The organism is Pseudomonas sp. NFPP02 (genome assembly GCF_900119355.1).
Classification (GTDB): domain Bacteria; phylum Pseudomonadota; class Gammaproteobacteria; order Pseudomonadales; family Pseudomonadaceae; genus Aquipseudomonas; species Aquipseudomonas paracarnis.
This window is the reverse complement of sequence record NZ_FPJI01000002.1, coordinates 114,515-131,192: the sequence shown is the minus strand read 5'-3', so window position 1 is coordinate 131,192 and position 16,678 is coordinate 114,515. Positions and strand designations below refer to the sequence as shown.

The 16,678-nt window shown below is 61.8% G+C and carries 14 protein-coding genes; 5 read left to right on the top strand and 9 right to left on the bottom strand.

Annotated features, from left to right (window positions below; all coding sequences use genetic code 11):
* Positions 1 to 83: 83 nt before the first annotated feature.
* Genes BT204_RS04015 through BT204_RS04005 form a run of 3 tightly spaced genes read left to right on the top strand, consistent with a single transcriptional unit; the run spans position 84 to position 2,645 of the window.
* Positions 84 to 899, top strand: a complete 816-nt coding sequence (locus BT204_RS04015) for a MetQ/NlpA family ABC transporter substrate-binding protein (RefSeq protein WP_054896665.1) — start codon at positions 84 to 86, stop codon at positions 897 to 899.
* The gene (locus tag BT204_RS04010; RefSeq protein ID WP_072445755.1) at positions 896 to 2,011 is read left to right on the top strand and encodes a methionine ABC transporter ATP-binding protein; all 1,116 of its coding nucleotides are present in this window, start codon (positions 896 to 898) and stop codon (positions 2,009 to 2,011) included. The genes BT204_RS04015 and BT204_RS04010 overlap by 4 nt, the downstream gene beginning before the upstream one ends.
* The gene (locus tag BT204_RS04005; RefSeq protein WP_003187635.1) at positions 2,001 to 2,645 is read left to right on the top strand and encodes a methionine ABC transporter permease; all 645 of its coding nucleotides are present in this window, start codon (positions 2,001 to 2,003) and stop codon (positions 2,643 to 2,645) included. Before BT204_RS04010 ends, BT204_RS04005 begins: the two co-directional genes overlap by 11 nt.
* Before the next feature lie 2 nt (positions 2,646 to 2,647).
* Here the strand turns inward: BT204_RS04005 and BT204_RS04000 are convergent, their stop codons facing one another.
* Complete coding sequence (locus BT204_RS04000; RefSeq protein ID WP_072445754.1) at positions 2,648 to 3,751, bottom strand: hypothetical protein; 1,104 nt, start codon at positions 3,749 to 3,751, stop codon at positions 2,648 to 2,650.
* Positions 3,752 to 3,927: 176 nt separating this feature from the next.
* Between BT204_RS04000 and BT204_RS03995 the strand changes: the two genes are divergently transcribed.
* A complete protein-coding gene (locus BT204_RS03995; RefSeq protein WP_060772801.1) occupies positions 3,928 to 4,554 on the top strand; it encodes a class I SAM-dependent methyltransferase in 627 nt (208 codons plus the stop codon).
* A gap of 108 nt (positions 4,555 to 4,662) precedes the next feature.
* On the opposite strand, the gene BT204_RS03990 is transcribed toward BT204_RS03995, so the two are convergent.
* The 4 genes from BT204_RS03990 to BT204_RS03975 all read right to left on the bottom strand — a co-directional run bounded on the left by BT204_RS03990 (position 4,663) and on the right by BT204_RS03975 (position 12,282).
* Positions 4,663 to 6,852: a glycoside hydrolase gene (locus BT204_RS03990; protein ID WP_072445753.1), complete on the bottom strand. Its 2,190-nt coding sequence runs from the start codon at positions 6,850 to 6,852 to the stop codon at positions 4,663 to 4,665.
* Between the two features lie 218 nt (positions 6,853 to 7,070).
* Complete coding sequence (locus BT204_RS03985; RefSeq protein WP_032894148.1) at positions 7,071 to 10,136, bottom strand: efflux RND transporter permease subunit; 3,066 nt, start codon at positions 10,134 to 10,136, stop codon at positions 7,071 to 7,073.
* Positions 10,133 to 11,203, bottom strand: coding sequence for an efflux RND transporter periplasmic adaptor subunit (locus BT204_RS03980; protein ID WP_054920307.1), 1,071 nt, complete (start codon positions 11,201 to 11,203; stop codon positions 10,133 to 10,135). Before BT204_RS03980 ends, BT204_RS03985 begins: the two co-directional genes overlap by 4 nt.
* Positions 11,200 to 12,282: an efflux RND transporter periplasmic adaptor subunit gene (locus BT204_RS03975; protein ID WP_034125475.1), complete on the bottom strand. Its 1,083-nt coding sequence runs from the start codon at positions 12,280 to 12,282 to the stop codon at positions 11,200 to 11,202. The genes BT204_RS03980 and BT204_RS03975 overlap by 4 nt, the downstream gene beginning before the upstream one ends.
* Before the next feature lie 121 nt (positions 12,283 to 12,403).
* Between BT204_RS03975 and BT204_RS03970 the strand changes: the two genes are divergently transcribed.
* Positions 12,404 to 13,567: an AAA family ATPase gene (locus BT204_RS03970; protein WP_034125474.1), complete on the top strand. Its 1,164-nt coding sequence runs from the start codon at positions 12,404 to 12,406 to the stop codon at positions 13,565 to 13,567.
* A 112-nt stretch (positions 13,568 to 13,679) separates the two neighbouring features.
* Here the strand turns inward: BT204_RS03970 and BT204_RS03965 are convergent, their stop codons facing one another.
* The 4 genes from BT204_RS03965 to BT204_RS03950 are packed head-to-tail and all read right to left on the bottom strand — an operon-like array spanning position 13,680 to position 16,603.
* Entirely contained in the window at positions 13,680 to 14,528 is an 849-nt protein-coding gene (locus BT204_RS03965; protein WP_034125473.1) for a transporter substrate-binding domain-containing protein, read from the bottom strand.
* Complete coding sequence (locus BT204_RS03960; protein WP_034125472.1) at positions 14,525 to 15,301, bottom strand: amino acid ABC transporter ATP-binding protein; 777 nt, start codon at positions 15,299 to 15,301, stop codon at positions 14,525 to 14,527. The genes BT204_RS03965 and BT204_RS03960 overlap by 4 nt, the downstream gene beginning before the upstream one ends.
* Positions 15,298 to 15,957 (bottom strand): amino acid ABC transporter permease, encoded by a 660-nt coding sequence (locus BT204_RS03955; RefSeq protein WP_072445752.1) that lies wholly within the window; start codon positions 15,955 to 15,957, stop codon positions 15,298 to 15,300. Before BT204_RS03955 ends, BT204_RS03960 begins: the two co-directional genes overlap by 4 nt.
* Complete coding sequence (locus tag BT204_RS03950; protein ID WP_072445751.1) at positions 15,938 to 16,603, bottom strand: amino acid ABC transporter permease; 666 nt, start codon at positions 16,601 to 16,603, stop codon at positions 15,938 to 15,940. The genes BT204_RS03955 and BT204_RS03950 overlap by 20 nt, the downstream gene beginning before the upstream one ends.
* Between the last annotated feature and the right edge of the window lie 75 nt (positions 16,604 to 16,678).

The window sequence follows — 16,678 nt, the reverse complement described above, 5'->3', positions numbered from 1 at the left end:
GACGCGGAGCGTCCCTGGCTGCATTACCACGCGGAGCGTGGGAACGATCTCGCTACCTAAGACCTTATGACTGGAAAACCATTATGAAAAAGACATTCCTAAACCACCCAGTCAAAGCACTGGCCCTGGCCTTCGGCTTATTCAGCTCGGCGGTATTTGCCGCCGACGCCCCGTTGAAAATCGGCACCACCGCTGCCTTCGCCATTCCGCTGGAAGCCGCCGTAGAAGAGGCCGGCAAGCAGGGCCTAAAGGTCGAACTGGTGGAGTTCACCGACTGGATCGCGCCCAACGTCAGCCTCGCCGCCGGCGATATCGACGTGAACTACTTTCAGCACATCCCCTTCCTTGAAAACGCCAAGGCCGCCGCCGGGTTTGACCTGGTGCCGTATGCGCCAGGCATCATCAATAACGTCGGGCTGTATTCGAAAAAGTACAAAAACTTCAACGAACTGCCCGCAGGCGCCAGCGTGGCGATTGCCAACGACCCGATCAACAGCGGTCGCGGCCTGCAACTGCTGGCCAAGGCCGGGCTGATCACCCTCAAGCCGGGCGTGGGCTACAAAGCCACCGAAGAAGACATCGTCGCCAACCCGAAAAACATCAAGATCCTGCAAGTGGAAGCGGTGCAACTGGTGCGCGCCTATGACGACGCCGATCTGGTGCAGGGCTACCCGGCGTACATCCGCCTGTCCAAGACCTTCGATGCCGAGTCGGCGCTGCTGTTCGACGGCCTCGATCATCCGGAATACGTGATTCAGTTCGTCATCCAGCCCAAGAGCAAAACCGACCCACGGGTGATCAAGTTCGTCGATATCTACCAGCACTCGCCAGTGGTGCGTGCGGCTTTGGACAAGTCCCTCGGCAAGCTCTACCAGGTCGGCTGGGAAGCTAAACCATGAGTGCCGCCAACGCCCGATTGCACGATCTGGCCCCTGCGCCCAGCCACGCCGAACAGACTGAACTGCACCCGGACTTGAACCGCGCCCATGTGCGGTTCATCAACCTGGGCAAAACCTATGACGGCACGGTGCACGCGCTGCAGGGCATTGACCTGGCGATCCAGCGTGGCGAAGTGTTCGGCATCATCGGCCGCAGCGGGGCCGGCAAGTCATCGCTGATCCGCACCATAAACCGCCTGGAACAACCCAGCAGCGGGCGTGTGCTGATCGACCAGGTGGACATCGGCAGCTTCGATGAAGACCACCTGGTGGCGCTGCGGCGACGCATCGGCATGATCTTCCAGCACTTCAACCTGATGTCGGCCAAGACCGTGTGGCAGAACGTCGAGTTGCCGCTCAAGGTCGCCGGTGTACCCCAGGCACAACGCGCGCGAAAGGTGCATGAACTGCTGGAGCTGGTAGGCCTGCAAGACAAACACAAGGCGTACCCGGCGCAGCTGTCCGGCGGGCAGAAGCAGCGTGTCGGCATCGCCCGCGCGCTAGTGCACGACCCCGAGATTCTGCTGTGCGACGAAGCCACCTCGGCCCTCGACCCGGAAACCACCCAGTCGATCCTCGGCCTGCTGCGCGAGATCAACCAGCGCCTTGGCCTGACCATCGTGCTGATCACCCATGAGATGGCGGTGATCCGCGACATCTGCGACCGCGTGGTGGTGCTGGAGCACGGGCGTATCGTCGAGCAAGGCCCGGTGTGGCAGGTGTTTGGCGATCCGCAACATGAGGTCAGCAAGACCCTGCTCGCACCGCTGCAACACGGCTTGCCGCCAGAGTTGCAAAGCCGCCTGCAACCCACGCCAGCCTCGCCCGACGCCGCACTGGTACTGCGTCTGCAGTTCACCGGCAGCGACACCCTGGAGCCAGACCTCGCGGCACTGTTCAGTGCCCTCGGCGGCCGTGTGCGTTTACTGCAAGGCGGCGTGGAACGCATCCAGGGGCATGCCTTGGGGCAACTGCTGCTGGCGGTGAATGGATCGCCGCACAACGCCGAAGAACTGCGCAAACGCGCGGCCAATTGGGCACAACAGGTGGAGGTGCTGGGCTATGTGGTTTGATCGTTTAGTGCAGGGCGCCATCGACACCTTGTTGATGGTGGGGGTGTCGTCGCTGATCGCGCTGCTGGTGGGCATTCCGCTGGCGGTCTTCCTGGTCACCAGCGACAAGGGCGGCATCTACCAGGCACCGGCCCTTAACCGCGTGCTGGGAGCGTTCGTGAATCTGTTCCGCTCCATTCCGTTTCTGATCCTGATGGTGGCGCTCATCCCGTTCACGCGCCTGATCGTCGGCACCACCTATGGCGTCTGGGCGGCAGTGGTACCGCTGACCATCGCCGCCACGCCGTTCTTTGCACGCATCGCTGAAGTGAGCTTGCGCGAGGTCGACCATGGCCTGATCGAAGCCGCGCAGGCCATGGGTTGCCGTCGCTGGCACATCATCTGGCATGTGCTGTTGCCAGAGGCGTTACCCGGCATCGTCGGCGGCTTCACCATCACCCTGGTGACCATGATCAACTCATCAGCCATGGCCGGGGCGATCGGCGCCGGTGGCCTGGGCGATATTGCCTACCGCTATGGCTACCAGCGCTTCGATACGCAGATCATGCTCACGGTGATTGTGCTGCTGGTGGTGCTGGTAGCGGTGATCCAGCTGAGCGGGGACCGATTGGCGCGGGTATTGAACAAGCGCTGACGTCACGGGCACTCATCCAGTTGGGCAACGCTGGCACGGGGCACGAAGGTGATGGTTTTTTCCTTGGCCTGCCAGGGCCGCACGATGTAGCTGCCATCCGAGTCGGCCATCACTCGCAGTTTTACGCTGCGCTTGGGGTTGTCGGTGTCTACCAGCGCGCCGGGGACCTTGGCCTCTGCCGCCCAGGTCATCAACGTACAAACGCGCCCTCCCGAGGCGGAGCCTTGCAGCGGCAGGCCACCCAACTTGGCCCCGCTCGCCGGGATCAGCCCGAGTAAAACGATGAGCGCAAAGGCCACCAATGAGGCGAACGCCACCGGGTTTTTCTGGACGCGCATGCGCACCACCAAGCAGGCGGCGCTCCCCTGGATCAGGAACAGCACGGCCATTTCGGCGGCCATGAACGGCGCAAAGAACACGGCGCTGTCGGAGTACTCGCTGAAGGCGCGGGAGACCGGCACCGTCACCATCAGAATGACCACCATTTGAACGACCCCGGCGCCAGCACTGGCCAGCCAGAACTCGCCGGACAACTCACGCAGGGCAACATCGGCGGGACGCGCACGAATGATGATGCCGACATAGGCCACTATCGCCGCCATGAATGCGACGATCCAGCTGAAGGTCAGCCAAAACCCACTTTCGGCGTTCACAGACAGGTATACAGCGGACATCCAGAAAACACCCATTACGACCAGACTGACAGTCCAATGCCCCAATAAGCGCCTATGCTGGGCCGTCTCTTGCGGCGACTGCGGGCGGAGATTGAGTTGATCACTCAGGCGCACACCGGTGCCGTTCAGGCGCGTGAACAAGATGAACGTGGGCACCAGGATCGATGCACCCATCATGCCGATCACAAATACCAACATGGCGAACATAGCCGGCAAGGCAGTGAACGCCGACGCCGACAGGATACTCAGCGGCACCTTTTCCACCTGGATGTACTGGTACAGGTACAGGCCCGCCACCGAGAGAACCCCCACCGTCAGCGGCCAGGCACGCTCATTGAGCCACAACAGGCCATTGCTCAATCTTGTGGCGTATTGGTCGACCTTGTTCGCTGCGGTGTCGCTGCCAACGGGTGAACGTTTTTCCTCTTCCATGGATGTGTAGCCCTCTGCAAATGAGGGCCGAATCTTACCCACAATTTCCTGTGGAGGTCTGTCGGATGCGCGCACTGCGACCGCCGTGAAGCGCCCTACAGCGGATACACGGTTTTCAACTGATGAATGGGCCGGGGTATAGTCCCCGTACCTCAGCCGCAGCCGTGCGCCATGCCATGAAACTTGCTCCCGACGACCTCAACCAGATCACCTCCACCACCCTGGGCCACTACAACAAGGTGGCCGAAGACTTCCGTGAAGGCACCCGCGATCACGATGTGAGCCAGAACATCGACGCGCTGCTGCGGCATATCCAGGGCACGCCGCCGTTCACTGTGCTGGATTTCGGCTGTGGGCCAGGGCGGGATTTGCAGACGTTTACGCGCATGGGACATATCGCCGTGGGCCTGGATGGCTCCGAGCGTTTTGCGCAGATGGCCCGCGAAGACAGCGGCTGTGAGGTGCTGCAGCAGGACTTTCTCAAGCTGGACCTGCCCGCCGAACGCTTCGATGGGGTGTTTGCCAATGCGGTGCTGTTTCATATTCCCAAGCAGGAGTTGCCCCGAGTGCTCAAAGAGCTGCACGGCGCGTTGAAGCCTGGGGGCGTGCTGTTCAGCTCCAACCCTCGGGGTGAGAACCAAGAGGGCTGGAATGGGCCGCGGTATGGCTCTTATCACGACCTGCAGGCGTGGCAGGCCTTGCTGACCGCGGCAGGGTTTGAAGAGTTGGAGCATTACTACCGGCCAGCCGGGTTGCCGCGGGAACAGCAGCCTTGGTTGGCGAGTGTGTGGCGTAAACTTTAGTACTGCATCGCCTGTACCTGCCTCATCGCAGGCAAGCCAGCTCCCACCTTTGGAATGCATTCCCCTGTGGGAGCGGGCTTGCCCGCGATGGCGCCGTAACGGGCAGCGTTATTTCACCTGATACACCACCGGCTCCTCCCCCTCCACAAGCACCGTCACACTGCGCCCGGCATACCCCTGTTTTTCCACCGCCGAGAAATTCGCCACCAGCCGCGTCCCATCGGCGAAGGTGGTTTGCTGCAGCTGTTTGTCCACCGTCAGCCAACGGAAACCAGTCATTTCCTGGGTCGCCAAGCGCTGGTGCAACGGCCGGAAGAAGCGGTCCTGGCGCTGAATAATCGGCAGCCGCGCCTTGAGCGTCGCAGCACTGAGGTGGTACAGCGGCGGCACGTTGTAGAGCAGTTGGGTCAGTTCATTGTCGCCCTGCACATTGCTCAGTTTGAGGCTGTCGAACAGCCAATGATGGGTGGTGATCACCGAGCCGTGGAACACCGCCTGATACAACGGCAGGCGCATCGTCGGTTCGAAATACAGCGTGCGAAACGGCTCCTTCAACGGCACCGATTTGAAGAACACCGCCGGTTGCTCCGTGGGGTACCAGTTGCCTACGAAGTACGGCGACTGCGGGTCATGGGTCATCTCGCGGTCACCCCAGCCGATCACCGGGGTCTGCATGCCGTGGGCAAACAGGATGCCCTGGGCGGTGATCGCGTTGCCGTCTTCGGAGCCTGTGACCAGCTTCGGCACGGTGTTGATCCAGCGGGAGGCGTCGATATTGCCTTCGGCGTTTTGTGCCTGGGTCATGCTGGCGTTGCTGCGATAGCTGTCGAACAGCATGCTGGTGGCGTAAGCATCGAGAAACCAGGCATTGAAGCCAGCCTTGGCGTGTACCGCCTTCACCCGCGCCTCCAGCAGCGGCCGGACACACCGCGGGTCGGTGTAATGGCCGGACTTCTGGAAACCGGTTTTCAGCTTGCCGTCTTTCAACACGATCGCGCAGTCGCGATAGGCCTTGGCGCCCAAGTGAGCAGTGGTCCAATCGGGGTTTTCGGTGGCGGACAGGGCCGTTTCATAGGAGTCGTAAGGCGCCATCAGAAAACCGGCTTCCACCCCCGCGCGAATCGCTTCGGGATGCCAGAGGCCACCCTCCCAACCTTCGCCCAAGGTCAGCAGAAGACGCTGCAGCCCGGCGTCGCGCAGGGTTTGAATCGTGCTACTGCCCCAGGTTTGCGGGCTGTCACTCAAGGCCCCCGCAAAGTCCACGGCCAGTTCACTGCGCAGCTCACCATAGCGGGCGGCAAGGCGGGTCATGTCGGGCTCTTCCACCTGCCAGGCCTGCCGGGCCTTGGTGTTGATCGACGCGTTGAGACCGCGCAGCAGCACGGTTTGCTCATAGTGATTCAATGGAGTGGGCTGCGCCAGCAGCTGTGCGCTCTCTTTGTCCATCAGCGTCTTGAGTTCATGGCTGCGCAGCCGTTTGATCAATGTTGGCCAATCACGCACATCGCCCAGAGCCAGCAGGCCGTTGTCCCAGAGGTACACATGGCTGGCGCCCAGCAGCTTCTGGGCTTCGGGTGTTTGCCGCAGCTTGTCCGCCAACGGTTCATAGCGGCCCTGCTCCACCAGCCACTGGCGGTAGCGCTTGGCGCCAGCCAATGGGTCGGCATCGCCCAGGTACAGCCGCAGCGTCATCGGCGCATCAGGCGCCAGCGAGGTGAATTCATGGGCCGCGGAGAGGGCCAGGCCGTTGCCGTCGGCTTGCCATTGCAGGCGGTTGTTGTAGGGGTTGGTCAACAGCCAGTTCAACGTGAAGCCACCGTGATCCACGCCCCACAGCGGCAGGCTCAGGTCCTGGGTGGTATTGAACTCACCCCGCTCCAGCAGAAACGTCTTCCAGATGGCATTGCCGGCAGGCACGTAATGCCCCTCGGCCAAGGGCCAGATCAACCCTCGCCCCATGGCCTCGGCAGGCTGGCGCAGCAGGGCCAGCTCACCGGGCTCGCGGGCGTTGATGGTCAAGGCCAGGTCGCGCTGTTGCAGGCGGGCGGTCAGGCGATAGGCGCCGTTGTCCCATTGCCAAGTGGCTTGATCAGGCGTGTTCTGCAATTGGCTGACGGCATGCGCGGCCACACCGCTGGATGCCTGCACCGAAGTCTGGCCTGCGGGTGTCACGCGCAGCGCCAGGGTGGCGGGGTCGAGTTCGACGCGCCACAAGGCGTTTTCCAGTACGGTGGCGGCGAAGGCAGGCGGTGCAAGGAGCAACGCGCAAAACAGCAAGGTGAAACGCAGGCACTGCATGAGGACCGACCTGGGTTTGAAATGAGGACCAGAGGGTACAACATGCAAGGGTCAGCCAGGACGACGTCGGGATTTTTCAGAAGCTTCACACAGCCTCAGTCAGTTAAGGCTCTTTTGTAGGAGCGAGCTTGCTCGCGAAAAACTCACAGGCGCCGCGCTTACTCAGGAAGCACGCGTTATCGTTGACGTTTTTCGCGAGCAAGCTCGCTCCTACAGAATTAATCCTGTTGTGGCTGATGTTCCTGTTTCGGCTCGCGAATCTTGTACCAGGCCACATACAGCGCCGGCAGAAACAGCAACGTCAGCAACGTCGCAATGATGATCCCGCCGATCATCGCGTAGGCCATCGGCCCCCAGAACACCTCCCGCGCAATCGGGATCATGCCCAGGCTCGCCGCCGCAGCCGTCAGCAGAATCGGTCGACGCCGGTGTTCGGTGGCTTCCACCACCGCATCCCACGGCGTGTAGCCGGCCTCTTCGTACTCGTGGATCTGTGTGACCAGAATCACCGAGTTGCGGATGATGATGCCGATCAGCGCCAGGATCCCCAGGATCGCCACAAAGCCCATGGGCGTGCCCGTGGGAATCAACGCCAGCACCACGCCGATCAGCCCCAGTGGCGCGACGCTGGCTACCAGGAACATCTTCTGCACGCTGTGCAACTGGATCATCAGGAAGGTGGCCATCAGGAACAGCATCAACGGCACCACCTTGGCGATAGGTCCCTGAGCCTTGCCACTTTCTTCCACAGTGCCACCGGTGGCGACTTTATAGCCCACCGGCAAGCCTTCGCTGAATTTCTCGATGGTCGGCGCCAATTGCTTGACCAGGTCGGTCGGCTGCATCTCATCGCGCACCGCGGCCTTGATGGTAATCGTCGGCTTGCGGTCACGACGCCAGACCAGCGGCTGCTCCAGCTCGTAACGCACGGTCGCGAACGCCAGCAGTGGAATCGAGGTGCCGTTGGGCGTGACGATCTGCAGGTTCTGCAAGGTTTCCGGAGTGCCCCGCTCGGCATCTTCGGCGCGGCCGACCACGTTGATCAGGTAGATATCGTCGTGCACCTGAGTCACCGCCGCGCCGCTGACCACGCTGTTCATCAACTGCGCCACGTCTTCCGACGAAAGCCCCAGTTGCCGCGCCTTGTCTTGGGCGATGTCGACGCGCAGCACTTTGCCCGGCTCGTTCCAGTCGTAGATGATCTCGCCCAGGTGGGTGTTCTGATCCAGCAAGGTCGCCAGTTCAATGGCGTGTTTGCGCACCTGGTCGATGTCTTTGCCGGACACGCGGTACTGGATCGGCCGCCCTACCGGCGGGCCCATTTCCAGCGGCTGCACGTAGCTGCCGATACCGACAAAATCATCGCGCAAGCGTTGTTGCAGGCGGGCGATCAGGGCGCCACGCTCTTCCAGGCCCTTGCTCACAATCACCAGTTGCGCGTAGTAGGGGTTTTCCAACTGCTGGTCCAGCGGCAGGTAGAAACGGATCGCGCCCTGGCCGATGTAGGTGCTCCAACGGGCGATATCGGGGTCGTCCTTGATGATCGCTTCGAGGCGGTCTACCGCCTTGCGCGTCTCGTTGATCGAGGCGTTTTGCGGCAGGTTCAGGTCGACGAGGATTTCCGGACGGTCCGACGACGGGAAGAACTGGTTCTGCACAAATTGCATGGAAAACACCGAGGCCACGAACAGCGCCACGGTGATACCAATCGCCCACCAACGGTTGCGCATGGCCCACAGCATGCCGCCATTGAAGGCCCGGCCAATGCGCCCTGGCTCGGCGTTGTGCGGTTTCACATTGGCGCTGAGGATATGCACGCCGATCACCGGCGCAAACAGCACCGCCACCACCCACGACACCAGCATCGCCACGGCAATCACCGCGAACAAGGTAAAGGTGTACTCGCCCGCCGAACTGGCGTTGAGGCCAATCGGCACGAAGCCGGCCACGGTCACCAGCGTGCCGGTGAGCATCGGGAAGGCCGTGGAGGTATAGGCGTATGTCGCCGCCTGTTCCTTGGTTTCGCCTTTTTCCAGGCGCGTGATCATCATCTCCACGGTGATCATCGCGTCATCCACCAGCAGGCCGAGGGCGATGATCAATGCGCCCAGCGACACGCGCTGCATGGTGATGCCGCTGTATTCCATGAACACGAACACCAGCGCCAGCACCAACGGAATCGAGCACGCCACCACCAACCCGGCGCGCATGCCGAGGCTGATAAAGCTCACCACCAACACGATGATCACCGCCTCGAACAACGCGCTGGTAAACCCGCCGACGGCTTCTTCCACCACTTCGGCCTGGTCGGACACCTTGTGCACGCCGACGCCCACCGGCAGGTCGGCGGTCAGCTCGTCCATGCGCCCGTGCAGGGCCTTGCCGAACGACTGGATATTGCCGCCCTTCTGCATGGCGATGGCCAAGCCAATCGCCGGTTTGCCGTTGAAGCGGAACATCGGCCGCGCCGGGTCCACATAGCCACGGCTGATGTCGGCAATATCCGCCAGCCGGTAGAAACGGTCATTGAGGCGCAGGTTGACGTTGGCCAGGTCTTTCTCCGAGGCGAACTGCCCGGAGGTGCGCACCGAAATCCGCTCCGGCCCAGCCTCGATCACCCCGGCCGGCGTTACCGCATTCTGCGATTGCAGGCTTTGCACGACCTGGCGCTGATCAATCCCCAGTGCCGCGAGTTTGCGCGTGGAGAAATTCAGGTAGATCACTTCGTCCTGCTGGCCGATCATTTCGACCTTGCCCAGCCCTGGTACCGAACGGATTTCGGCGCGCACCTGCTCCACGTAATCACGCAGCTGACGCATCGACAGGCCATCGCCGGTAAAGGCATACACCGAGCCGAACACGTCACCGAATTCATCGTTGAACGACGGCCCCTGCAAACCCTGGGGGAAGGTGCCGCGGATATCATCGATCTTCTTGCGAACCTGGTACCAGATCTCCGGGATGGCCTTGGCACTGGTGGTGTCCTTGAGGAACACGAACACCGTGGACTCGCCCGGCCGGGTGTAGCTTTTCACGTAGTCGAGGGAGTCGAGTTCCTCGAGTTTTTTCTCGATGCGGTCGGTGACCTGCTTGAGGGTTTCTTCCTGGGTCGCGCCCGGCCAGCGGGTCTGGATCACCATGGTCTTGATGGTGAACGACGGGTCTTCTTCACGGCCCAGGTTCATGTACGAGAACACGCCCATCAGCAGCGCGACGAACATGAGGTACCAGACGAAGGACTGATGCTTGAGGGCCCAGTCGGATAAGTTGAAGCTCCCTTTCATCGCGGGCTGTCCTCGTCGATTTTGACTTTTTGCCCAGGTTTCAGGCTGTTCACGCCGGCGGTGACAATGTGCTCGCCGGGTTTGACGCTGCCATTGAGCAAGGCGCTGTGAGCATCACGGCTGATAACCGTGACCTCGCGGGGTTGCACGGTCTGGCTCTGGGTGTCGAGCAGCCAGATACGGGTCTTGCCGTCGACTTCCTGCAAGGCGCTCAGGGGCAGTTCGATACGCGGGGCGATGGCGGTGCTCAAAGTCACGCTGATTGCCGTGCCCAGGCGGAACGCCGGCGGGGTTTCGGCCAGGCTCAGGCGTGCGCGACGGGTGCGCGTGGCACTTTGGGCCTGAGGCTCGATCTCACGCACCACGGCAGTGGTGTGCACGCTGGGGTCCAGTTGGCCGGCGACGAGGAACACCACATCGGCAGGCAAGCGTTCAGCCAGGCCGGCGGGCAGGTCGATCACCGCTTCCTTGATGTCCGGACGGGCCAGGGTCACCACTTGCTGGCCGGCGCTGACTACTTGGCCGGCCTCGGCATTCCAGGCGGTGACGATGCCGGCATGGTCGGTGCGCAGTTCTGCGTAGTTGAGCTGATCCTTGGCCTGGTTGACCGAAGCACGGGCCTGGTCGAGGGTCGCCTGGGTGGTTTTCAGGTCGGTCTGGGCCACATCCAGCTGGGCCTGGGCGCCGACGCCACGGTTGAACAGCTCCTGTTGCCGCCGAGCGTTGGCCTGGGCGTTGATGAACTGCGCCTGTACGCGCGCCAGGTCGCCCTGGGCAGCGCGCAATTGGTTCTGCTGGTCGGTGGGGTCAAGCACGGCGAGCAGGGCGCCCTTCTCCACTTCGGCGCCGACATCCACAGCGCGACGGGCGATGCGGCCCGGCACACGGAAACCCAGGTTGCTTTCATAGCGGGCCTGGATGGTGCCGGCGAAACGGCCCAGGTTTTCCTGGTCTTCAGCCTTCACTTCCATGGACAGCACCGGGCGTATGGGTTCGGGCGGCGCCTCTTCCTTGGAGCAGGCCATCAGCAACAGGCTGGCGGCGACAATGAGCGTCAATTGCTTCATGGCTGCGCTCCGGGTTGGGCGATCTCGACGACCATGCCGGGGTGCAGCAATTGCCCACCGGCTATCACGACTTTTTCACCGCCTTTGAGGCCCTCGCCGATGATCACTTTGCCGGTGAGGTAGCGCGCCACGGTGACCTTGTGCAACTGCGCCTTGCCTTCGCCGTCCACCAGCCACACGGCTGGCTCGTTGAGGTCTTTGGTCAGCGCTGACCAAGGCAGCTCGATGCTCGCCTTGGCCGGGCCATTGGCGGTGGCGCTGACCACCGACCCCAGTTCCATGCCCTTGGGCAGGCTTTGCAGGGCGATCTTCACTTGCACGGTGCCGGTATTGGCGGCCACGGCGGGCGTGACTTCGCGGACTTTGCCCACGGCCTTGATGCTCGGGTTGTCCAGCAGGCTCACCGTAATCGGCGCGTCGGGCGGCGGCTCCACCAGCAAGGACTCATACACGTTGAACACGGCGTCACGTTCGCCATCGCGGGCGAGGCTGAAGATCGGCACGGTGGCCTGTACCACTTGGCCGACTTCGGCCTGGCGCGCCGTGATGATCCCCGGGGCATCGGCAATCAGCGAGGTGTAGCCCAATTGTTCGCGGGCATTGGCCAACTGCGCCTGGGCGGCGGCCAGGGCACTTTGGCTGCTGCGCAGCGCGGCCTGGGCGGCGTCATATTCGCTGCGGCTGGTATAGCCTTTGGGCAGGAGTTTTTCCTGGCGCACAAAGGCGGCGGCGGTCTGCTTGACCCGCGCCTGTTCGGCCACGACCTGGGCCTGGGCCGAATCGACGTTGGTTTGCAGGTCCTTGGGGTCGAGCTTGGCCAGGACTTGCCTGGCTGTGACGCGGTCGCCCACGTCGACCATGCGCTGGATGATCTTGCCGCCCACGCGAAAGGACAGATCGGTTTGCACCCGCGCCTGGATATCACCGGTCAGCGTCACCGCCGCGGCGAAATCCGCCGACTGCACGGTTTGCACGAACACCCGTGAATGCTGCTTGGGCTCGGCTTTGTCCTGGCCACAGCCGCTGAGCAGCGCCAGGAGGCCAAGGCTGAAAATAAATGTCGAGGTGCGACCGCCCATGCAGGCTCCTTTTGCGTGATGCCGACGTTCAAGTGTGTATGCGACTGTGAGCTTAGATCAGGGTTCCTTATCTGCATGGAGGATCCCATACTCCAATGGTTCCCATGCTGACTAAATACACATGCTTAAAACCCTCGCGGTGGCCAATTACCGCTCGATCAACAAATTGGTGGTGCCCCTGGACCGGCTGAACCTGGTGACAGGGCCCAATGGCAGCGGCAAGTCCAACCTGTATCGCGCCCTGCGCCTGCTGGCCGAAACTGCCCAGGGTGGGGTGATCAATGCGCTGGCCCGCGAAGGCGGGCTGGATTCCACATTCTGGGCCGGGCCGGAAAACATCAGCCGGCGCATGCGCAATGGCGAAGTACCGGTGGAGGCCGTGGTCGCCCAAGGCGTCAAACGCTTGCGCCTGGGCTTTGCCGGGGAGGACTTCAGCTACGCCATCTCCCTGGGCATGCCCATCCCGGTTCCCGGCAGCGAGTTCAAACTGGACCCGGAGATTAAAAAGGAATGTATCTGGGCCGGCCCTCTCTACCGTCCGGCCAGCCTGCTGGTTCAGCGCTCGGGACCGATGGTACGCGCCCGTGATGGCCGCGCCTGGGACGTGCTGGCCCAACACACGCCCAACTATCACAGCCTGTTCGATCAGGTCGGCAGCCTGCGCGGTTCGCCGGAAGTGTTGCTGCTGCGCGAAAGCATCCGTGGCTGGCGCTTTTATGATCACTTTCGCAGCGATGTGGATGCGCCGGTACGCCAGCCGCAATTAGGCACGCGCACGCCGGTGCTGCATCACGACGGTCGGGATTTGGCGGCCGCGTTACAGACGATTCGCGAAGTGGGCGATGTCGAGGCGTTGCAGCACGCGGTCAGTGATGCCTTCCCCGGCGCACGGTTGCATATCGAACCGTTGCAGGGCGGACGCTTTGCCATTGAGTTCTATCAGGAAGGCTTACTGCGCCCGTTGTCGGCGGCGGAGCTGTCGGACGGCACCTTGCGTTACCTGCTGCTGATCGCAGCACTGCTGACCCCACGCCCGCCGACCATGATGGTGCTGAACGAGCCGGAGACCAGCCTGCATCCCGACCTGTTGCCGGCACTGGCGCGCTTGATTATCCAGGCGTCGAAGCAGTGCCAGGTGTGGGTGGTGAGCCATGCCAGCCGATTGATTGCGGCGTTGCAGCAGGATGAGGGGTGTAACTCGATTGTGTTGGAGAAGGTGATGGGGGAAACGCGGATTGTGGGGCAGGGCATTTTGGATGCACCGGCGTGGCATTGGCCGGAGTAGGAGCGAGCTTGCTCGCGAAAAAAGTCAACGATAACGCAGCGCTATCTGGTAGCCCGCGTTGCCTGTGCGTTCTTCGCGAGCAAGCTCGCTCCTACAAGGACGGGGTGATCAATCAGCCCTGCCACTTACCGCCTTCAACAATCACACTCTCAGGCTTGGTGTCATCGCTCAGTTCTTTTCGCACATATTGGTCATAAAGCTTGAGCAGAAACTTCTCCTCGCCCAACTTCGCCAGCTCGGCATTCACCCAGTCGCGCAGTTCGGTGTTGCCCTTCTTCACCGCCGGGGCAATCGGCGCCTCATCACCCAGCTTCTCTTCCAGCACGCGGTAACCCGGGTTCTGCTTGGCCCAGCTGAACAGCACCAGGTTGTCCTGGGCATAGGCATCACCACGGCCGGCCGACAGAGCTTGCAGCGACTCGGAGTTCTTCTCGAACTTGAGCAGCTTCCAGTCCGGATGGTTCTTGGTCAGCCAGATATCCGCCGTGGTGCCGGTGGTGACGATGGTCGTGCGGGTTGCCAGGTCATCCAGGCTTTTGACGGCGCTGTCATTCGGCACCAGAGCCTGCACCGCGACTTTCAGGTTGGGGTTGGTGAAGTCCACCGCGTCCTTGCGTTCAGGCGTCACGGTCATGTTGGCGAGAATCAGGTCGACCTTGTCGCTTTGCAGGAACGGAATGCGGCTGGCCGGTTCCACGGCGACAAATTCCACCTTGTTTTCGTCGCCCAACAGGTCCTTGGCGAATTGACGGCCGATGTCGGTATCGAAGCCGACATAACGACCCGCTTCGTCCACAAAACCGAATGGCGGCTTGTCGGTAAACACGCCGACAATCAGCTTGTCCCGCGCTTTGATTTTGTCGATGTAGCTCACAGCCGCGGGTTTTACCGGCTCTTCGGCCTTTTTATCGCAGCCGGCCAGCAAGGCGACGGCAAACAGTGGCAGCAGTAACTTTTTCATATCAGCTCCAGTTCCTTGATCTTTTTGGGCAGTGTTGAAACAAAGGAGAACTTCTCCAGGAACTGCTGCGCGCGCGCGGTCTGCGGGTTCGTAAAGAATGCCTCGGGGGTGTTGTGTTCGAGGATGCGACCGGCCTCCATGAACACCACGCGGTCGGCGACGGCGCGGGCGAAGGCCATTTCGTGGGTAACGATCAGCAGGGTCATGCCATCGCGGGCCAGGTCCTGGATCACTTCCAGCACTTCCTTGACCATCTCCGGGTCGAGGGCCGCGGTGACTTCGTCAAACAGCATGACCTGGGGGTTCATGCACAACGAGCGGACGATGGCGATGCGTTGCTGCTGGCCGCCGGAAAGCTGGCGTGGGAAGGCGTCGCGCTTGTCGGCAAGGCCCACGCGCTCCAGCAATTTTTCCGCCTGCTCACGGGCCTCCCGGGGGTCGCGCTTTTGCACTTTGAGCGGGCCGAGCAGGATGTTGTCGAGCACGCTCATGTGCGGGAACAGGTGGTAGCTCTGGAACACCATGCCGATGTCCTGGCGTACCTGGCGCCAGTCGGTGGTTTTATCCAGCAGCTCTTTGCCGGCGAACCGCAGACTGCCGCTGTGTGCCACTTCCAACCCGTTCAAACAACGCAGCAAGGTGCTTTTGCCACAGCCGCTGGGGCCGAGGATCACCACCACTTCGCCGCGTTGCACGCTCAGGTCGATACCCTTGAGCACCTGCGCCTCGCCGAAGAATTTGTTGAAACCCTGGAACTCGATCAATGCGCTCATGCTTGGGCCCAGCGCCGTTCCAGCACCTTGGAGGCGGCTGACAACGGGTAGCAGATAAAGAAGAAAAACAGGAACAGCGCACCGTAGATCAATACCGACTCATAGGTGCGCTCGATGATTTGCTGGCCGACCTTGATCACATCCACCACGCCGATCAGCACCGCCAGGGAGCTGGTCTTGATGATGCGCGTGTACACGTTGATGGTCGGCGGCGTCATGCGCTTGAGGGCCTGGGGCAGCAGTACATAGCCGTACAACTGTGGGCCGGACAGGCCAATCGACAAGCCCGCTTCGCGCTGGCCACGAGGCAGCGAATGCAACGCGCCACGCACCACTTCGCCCACCTCGCTGGCGCCCCACAACGACAGCACCAGCACCGCGCACCAGAAACTGGGGATGCTCAGGCCGAAGAAGATCGGCACGCCAAAAAACAGCAGGTACAACCACACCAGTACCGGAATGGCGCGGAACAGTTCCAGGTAGACCCGCAGCACGCCGTTGATCGCTTTGTTATTCAAAGTGCGCAGCACGCCGTAGAGCACGCCGCCAACCGTACTGAAGGCGATGCTCAAAAAAGAAATCAACAGGGTTTGCGCAGCGCCCTTGCCCAGTTGCGGCAACGACACCCACAGCAACTCAAGACCCGAACTGGCCATGCTGGAGCCTCCTTTCCAGGCGGCTGAGCAACAGCGACAACGGCAGGAACAACAGCACGCTAATCAGCGTCAGCACAGCGAGCATTTCGTAGGTCTTGTAGTAGAGGGCGATGTAGCTCTTGGTGGTGTAGAGAATTTCCGGCACCGCCACGGCAGAAACCACCGTGGTTTCCTTGAGCAGAAAGATGAAATTGGCGAACAGCGCCGGCAGGCTGAGGATACCGGCCTGGGGCAGGATCACATGGCGCAACAGCTGCCAATCGGACAGGCCAATGGACTTGCCCGACTCGATTTGCGCCAGCGGCACCGCTTCCACACCAGCACGCAGCACCTCGGTGAGATAGGCACCGCCCAGAAAGGTCATGGTGATGATCGCCGCCCAGAACCCGGAAATATTGAAACCCAGGGCCGGCAGCGCGAAGTAGACGAAGAACAGTTGGATCAACAGCGGCGTGTTACGCGCCAGCTCCACATAGAGCGCCACCAGGCGCGACAGGTAAGGCGTGCGAAACACCAGCAGCGCAGCGTTGATCAGCGCCACCAGCAAGGACGTGGCAATGGCGATCAGGCCGACTTGCAGCGTCACACCCACAGCCTTGAGAAACGCCGGCAGCGTGCTGAGGATAAAAGCGAAATCGAAGGTCATGTGCAGTCCATATCGCCGCATGGGTAATGCCGCGAGCGCAGTCCGTTCCGACGTGGATAACGTCGGGTAGCGCGA

Excerpts from the sequence above, each read along its gene's own strand:
- BT204_RS03980 (WP_054920307.1), bottom strand. The coding sequence starts at position 11,203 with ATGAAGCAATTGACGCTCATTGTCGCCGCCAGCCTGTTGCTGATGGCC.
- BT204_RS04010 (WP_072445755.1), top strand. The coding sequence starts at position 896 with ATGAGTGCCGCCAACGCCCGATTGCACGATCTGGCCCCTGCGCCCAGC.
- BT204_RS03970 (WP_034125474.1), top strand. The coding sequence starts at position 12,404 with ATGCTTAAAACCCTCGCGGTGGCCAATTACCGCTCGATCAACAAATTG.
- BT204_RS04015 (WP_054896665.1), top strand. The coding sequence starts at position 84 with ATGAAAAAGACATTCCTAAACCACCCAGTCAAAGCACTGGCCCTGGCC.
- BT204_RS03955 (WP_072445752.1), bottom strand. The coding sequence starts at position 15,957 with ATGGCCAGTTCGGGTCTTGAGTTGCTGTGGGTGTCGTTGCCGCAACTG.
- BT204_RS03995 (WP_060772801.1), top strand. The coding sequence starts at position 3,928 with ATGAAACTTGCTCCCGACGACCTCAACCAGATCACCTCCACCACCCTG.
- BT204_RS03960 (WP_034125472.1), bottom strand. The coding sequence starts at position 15,301 with ATGAGCGCATTGATCGAGTTCCAGGGTTTCAACAAATTCTTCGGCGAG.
- BT204_RS03990 (WP_072445753.1), bottom strand. The coding sequence starts at position 6,852 with ATGCAGTGCCTGCGTTTCACCTTGCTGTTTTGCGCGTTGCTCCTTGCA.
- BT204_RS04005 (WP_003187635.1), top strand. The coding sequence starts at position 2,001 with ATGTGGTTTGATCGTTTAGTGCAGGGCGCCATCGACACCTTGTTGATG.
- BT204_RS03975 (WP_034125475.1), bottom strand. The coding sequence starts at position 12,282 with ATGGGCGGTCGCACCTCGACATTTATTTTCAGCCTTGGCCTCCTGGCG.
- BT204_RS03965 (WP_034125473.1), bottom strand. The coding sequence starts at position 14,528 with ATGAAAAAGTTACTGCTGCCACTGTTTGCCGTCGCCTTGCTGGCCGGC.
- BT204_RS03950 (WP_072445751.1), bottom strand. The coding sequence starts at position 16,603 with ATGACCTTCGATTTCGCTTTTATCCTCAGCACGCTGCCGGCGTTTCTC.
- BT204_RS04000 (WP_072445754.1), bottom strand. The coding sequence starts at position 3,751 with ATGGAAGAGGAAAAACGTTCACCCGTTGGCAGCGACACCGCAGCGAAC.
- BT204_RS03985 (WP_032894148.1), bottom strand. The coding sequence starts at position 10,136 with ATGAAAGGGAGCTTCAACTTATCCGACTGGGCCCTCAAGCATCAGTCC.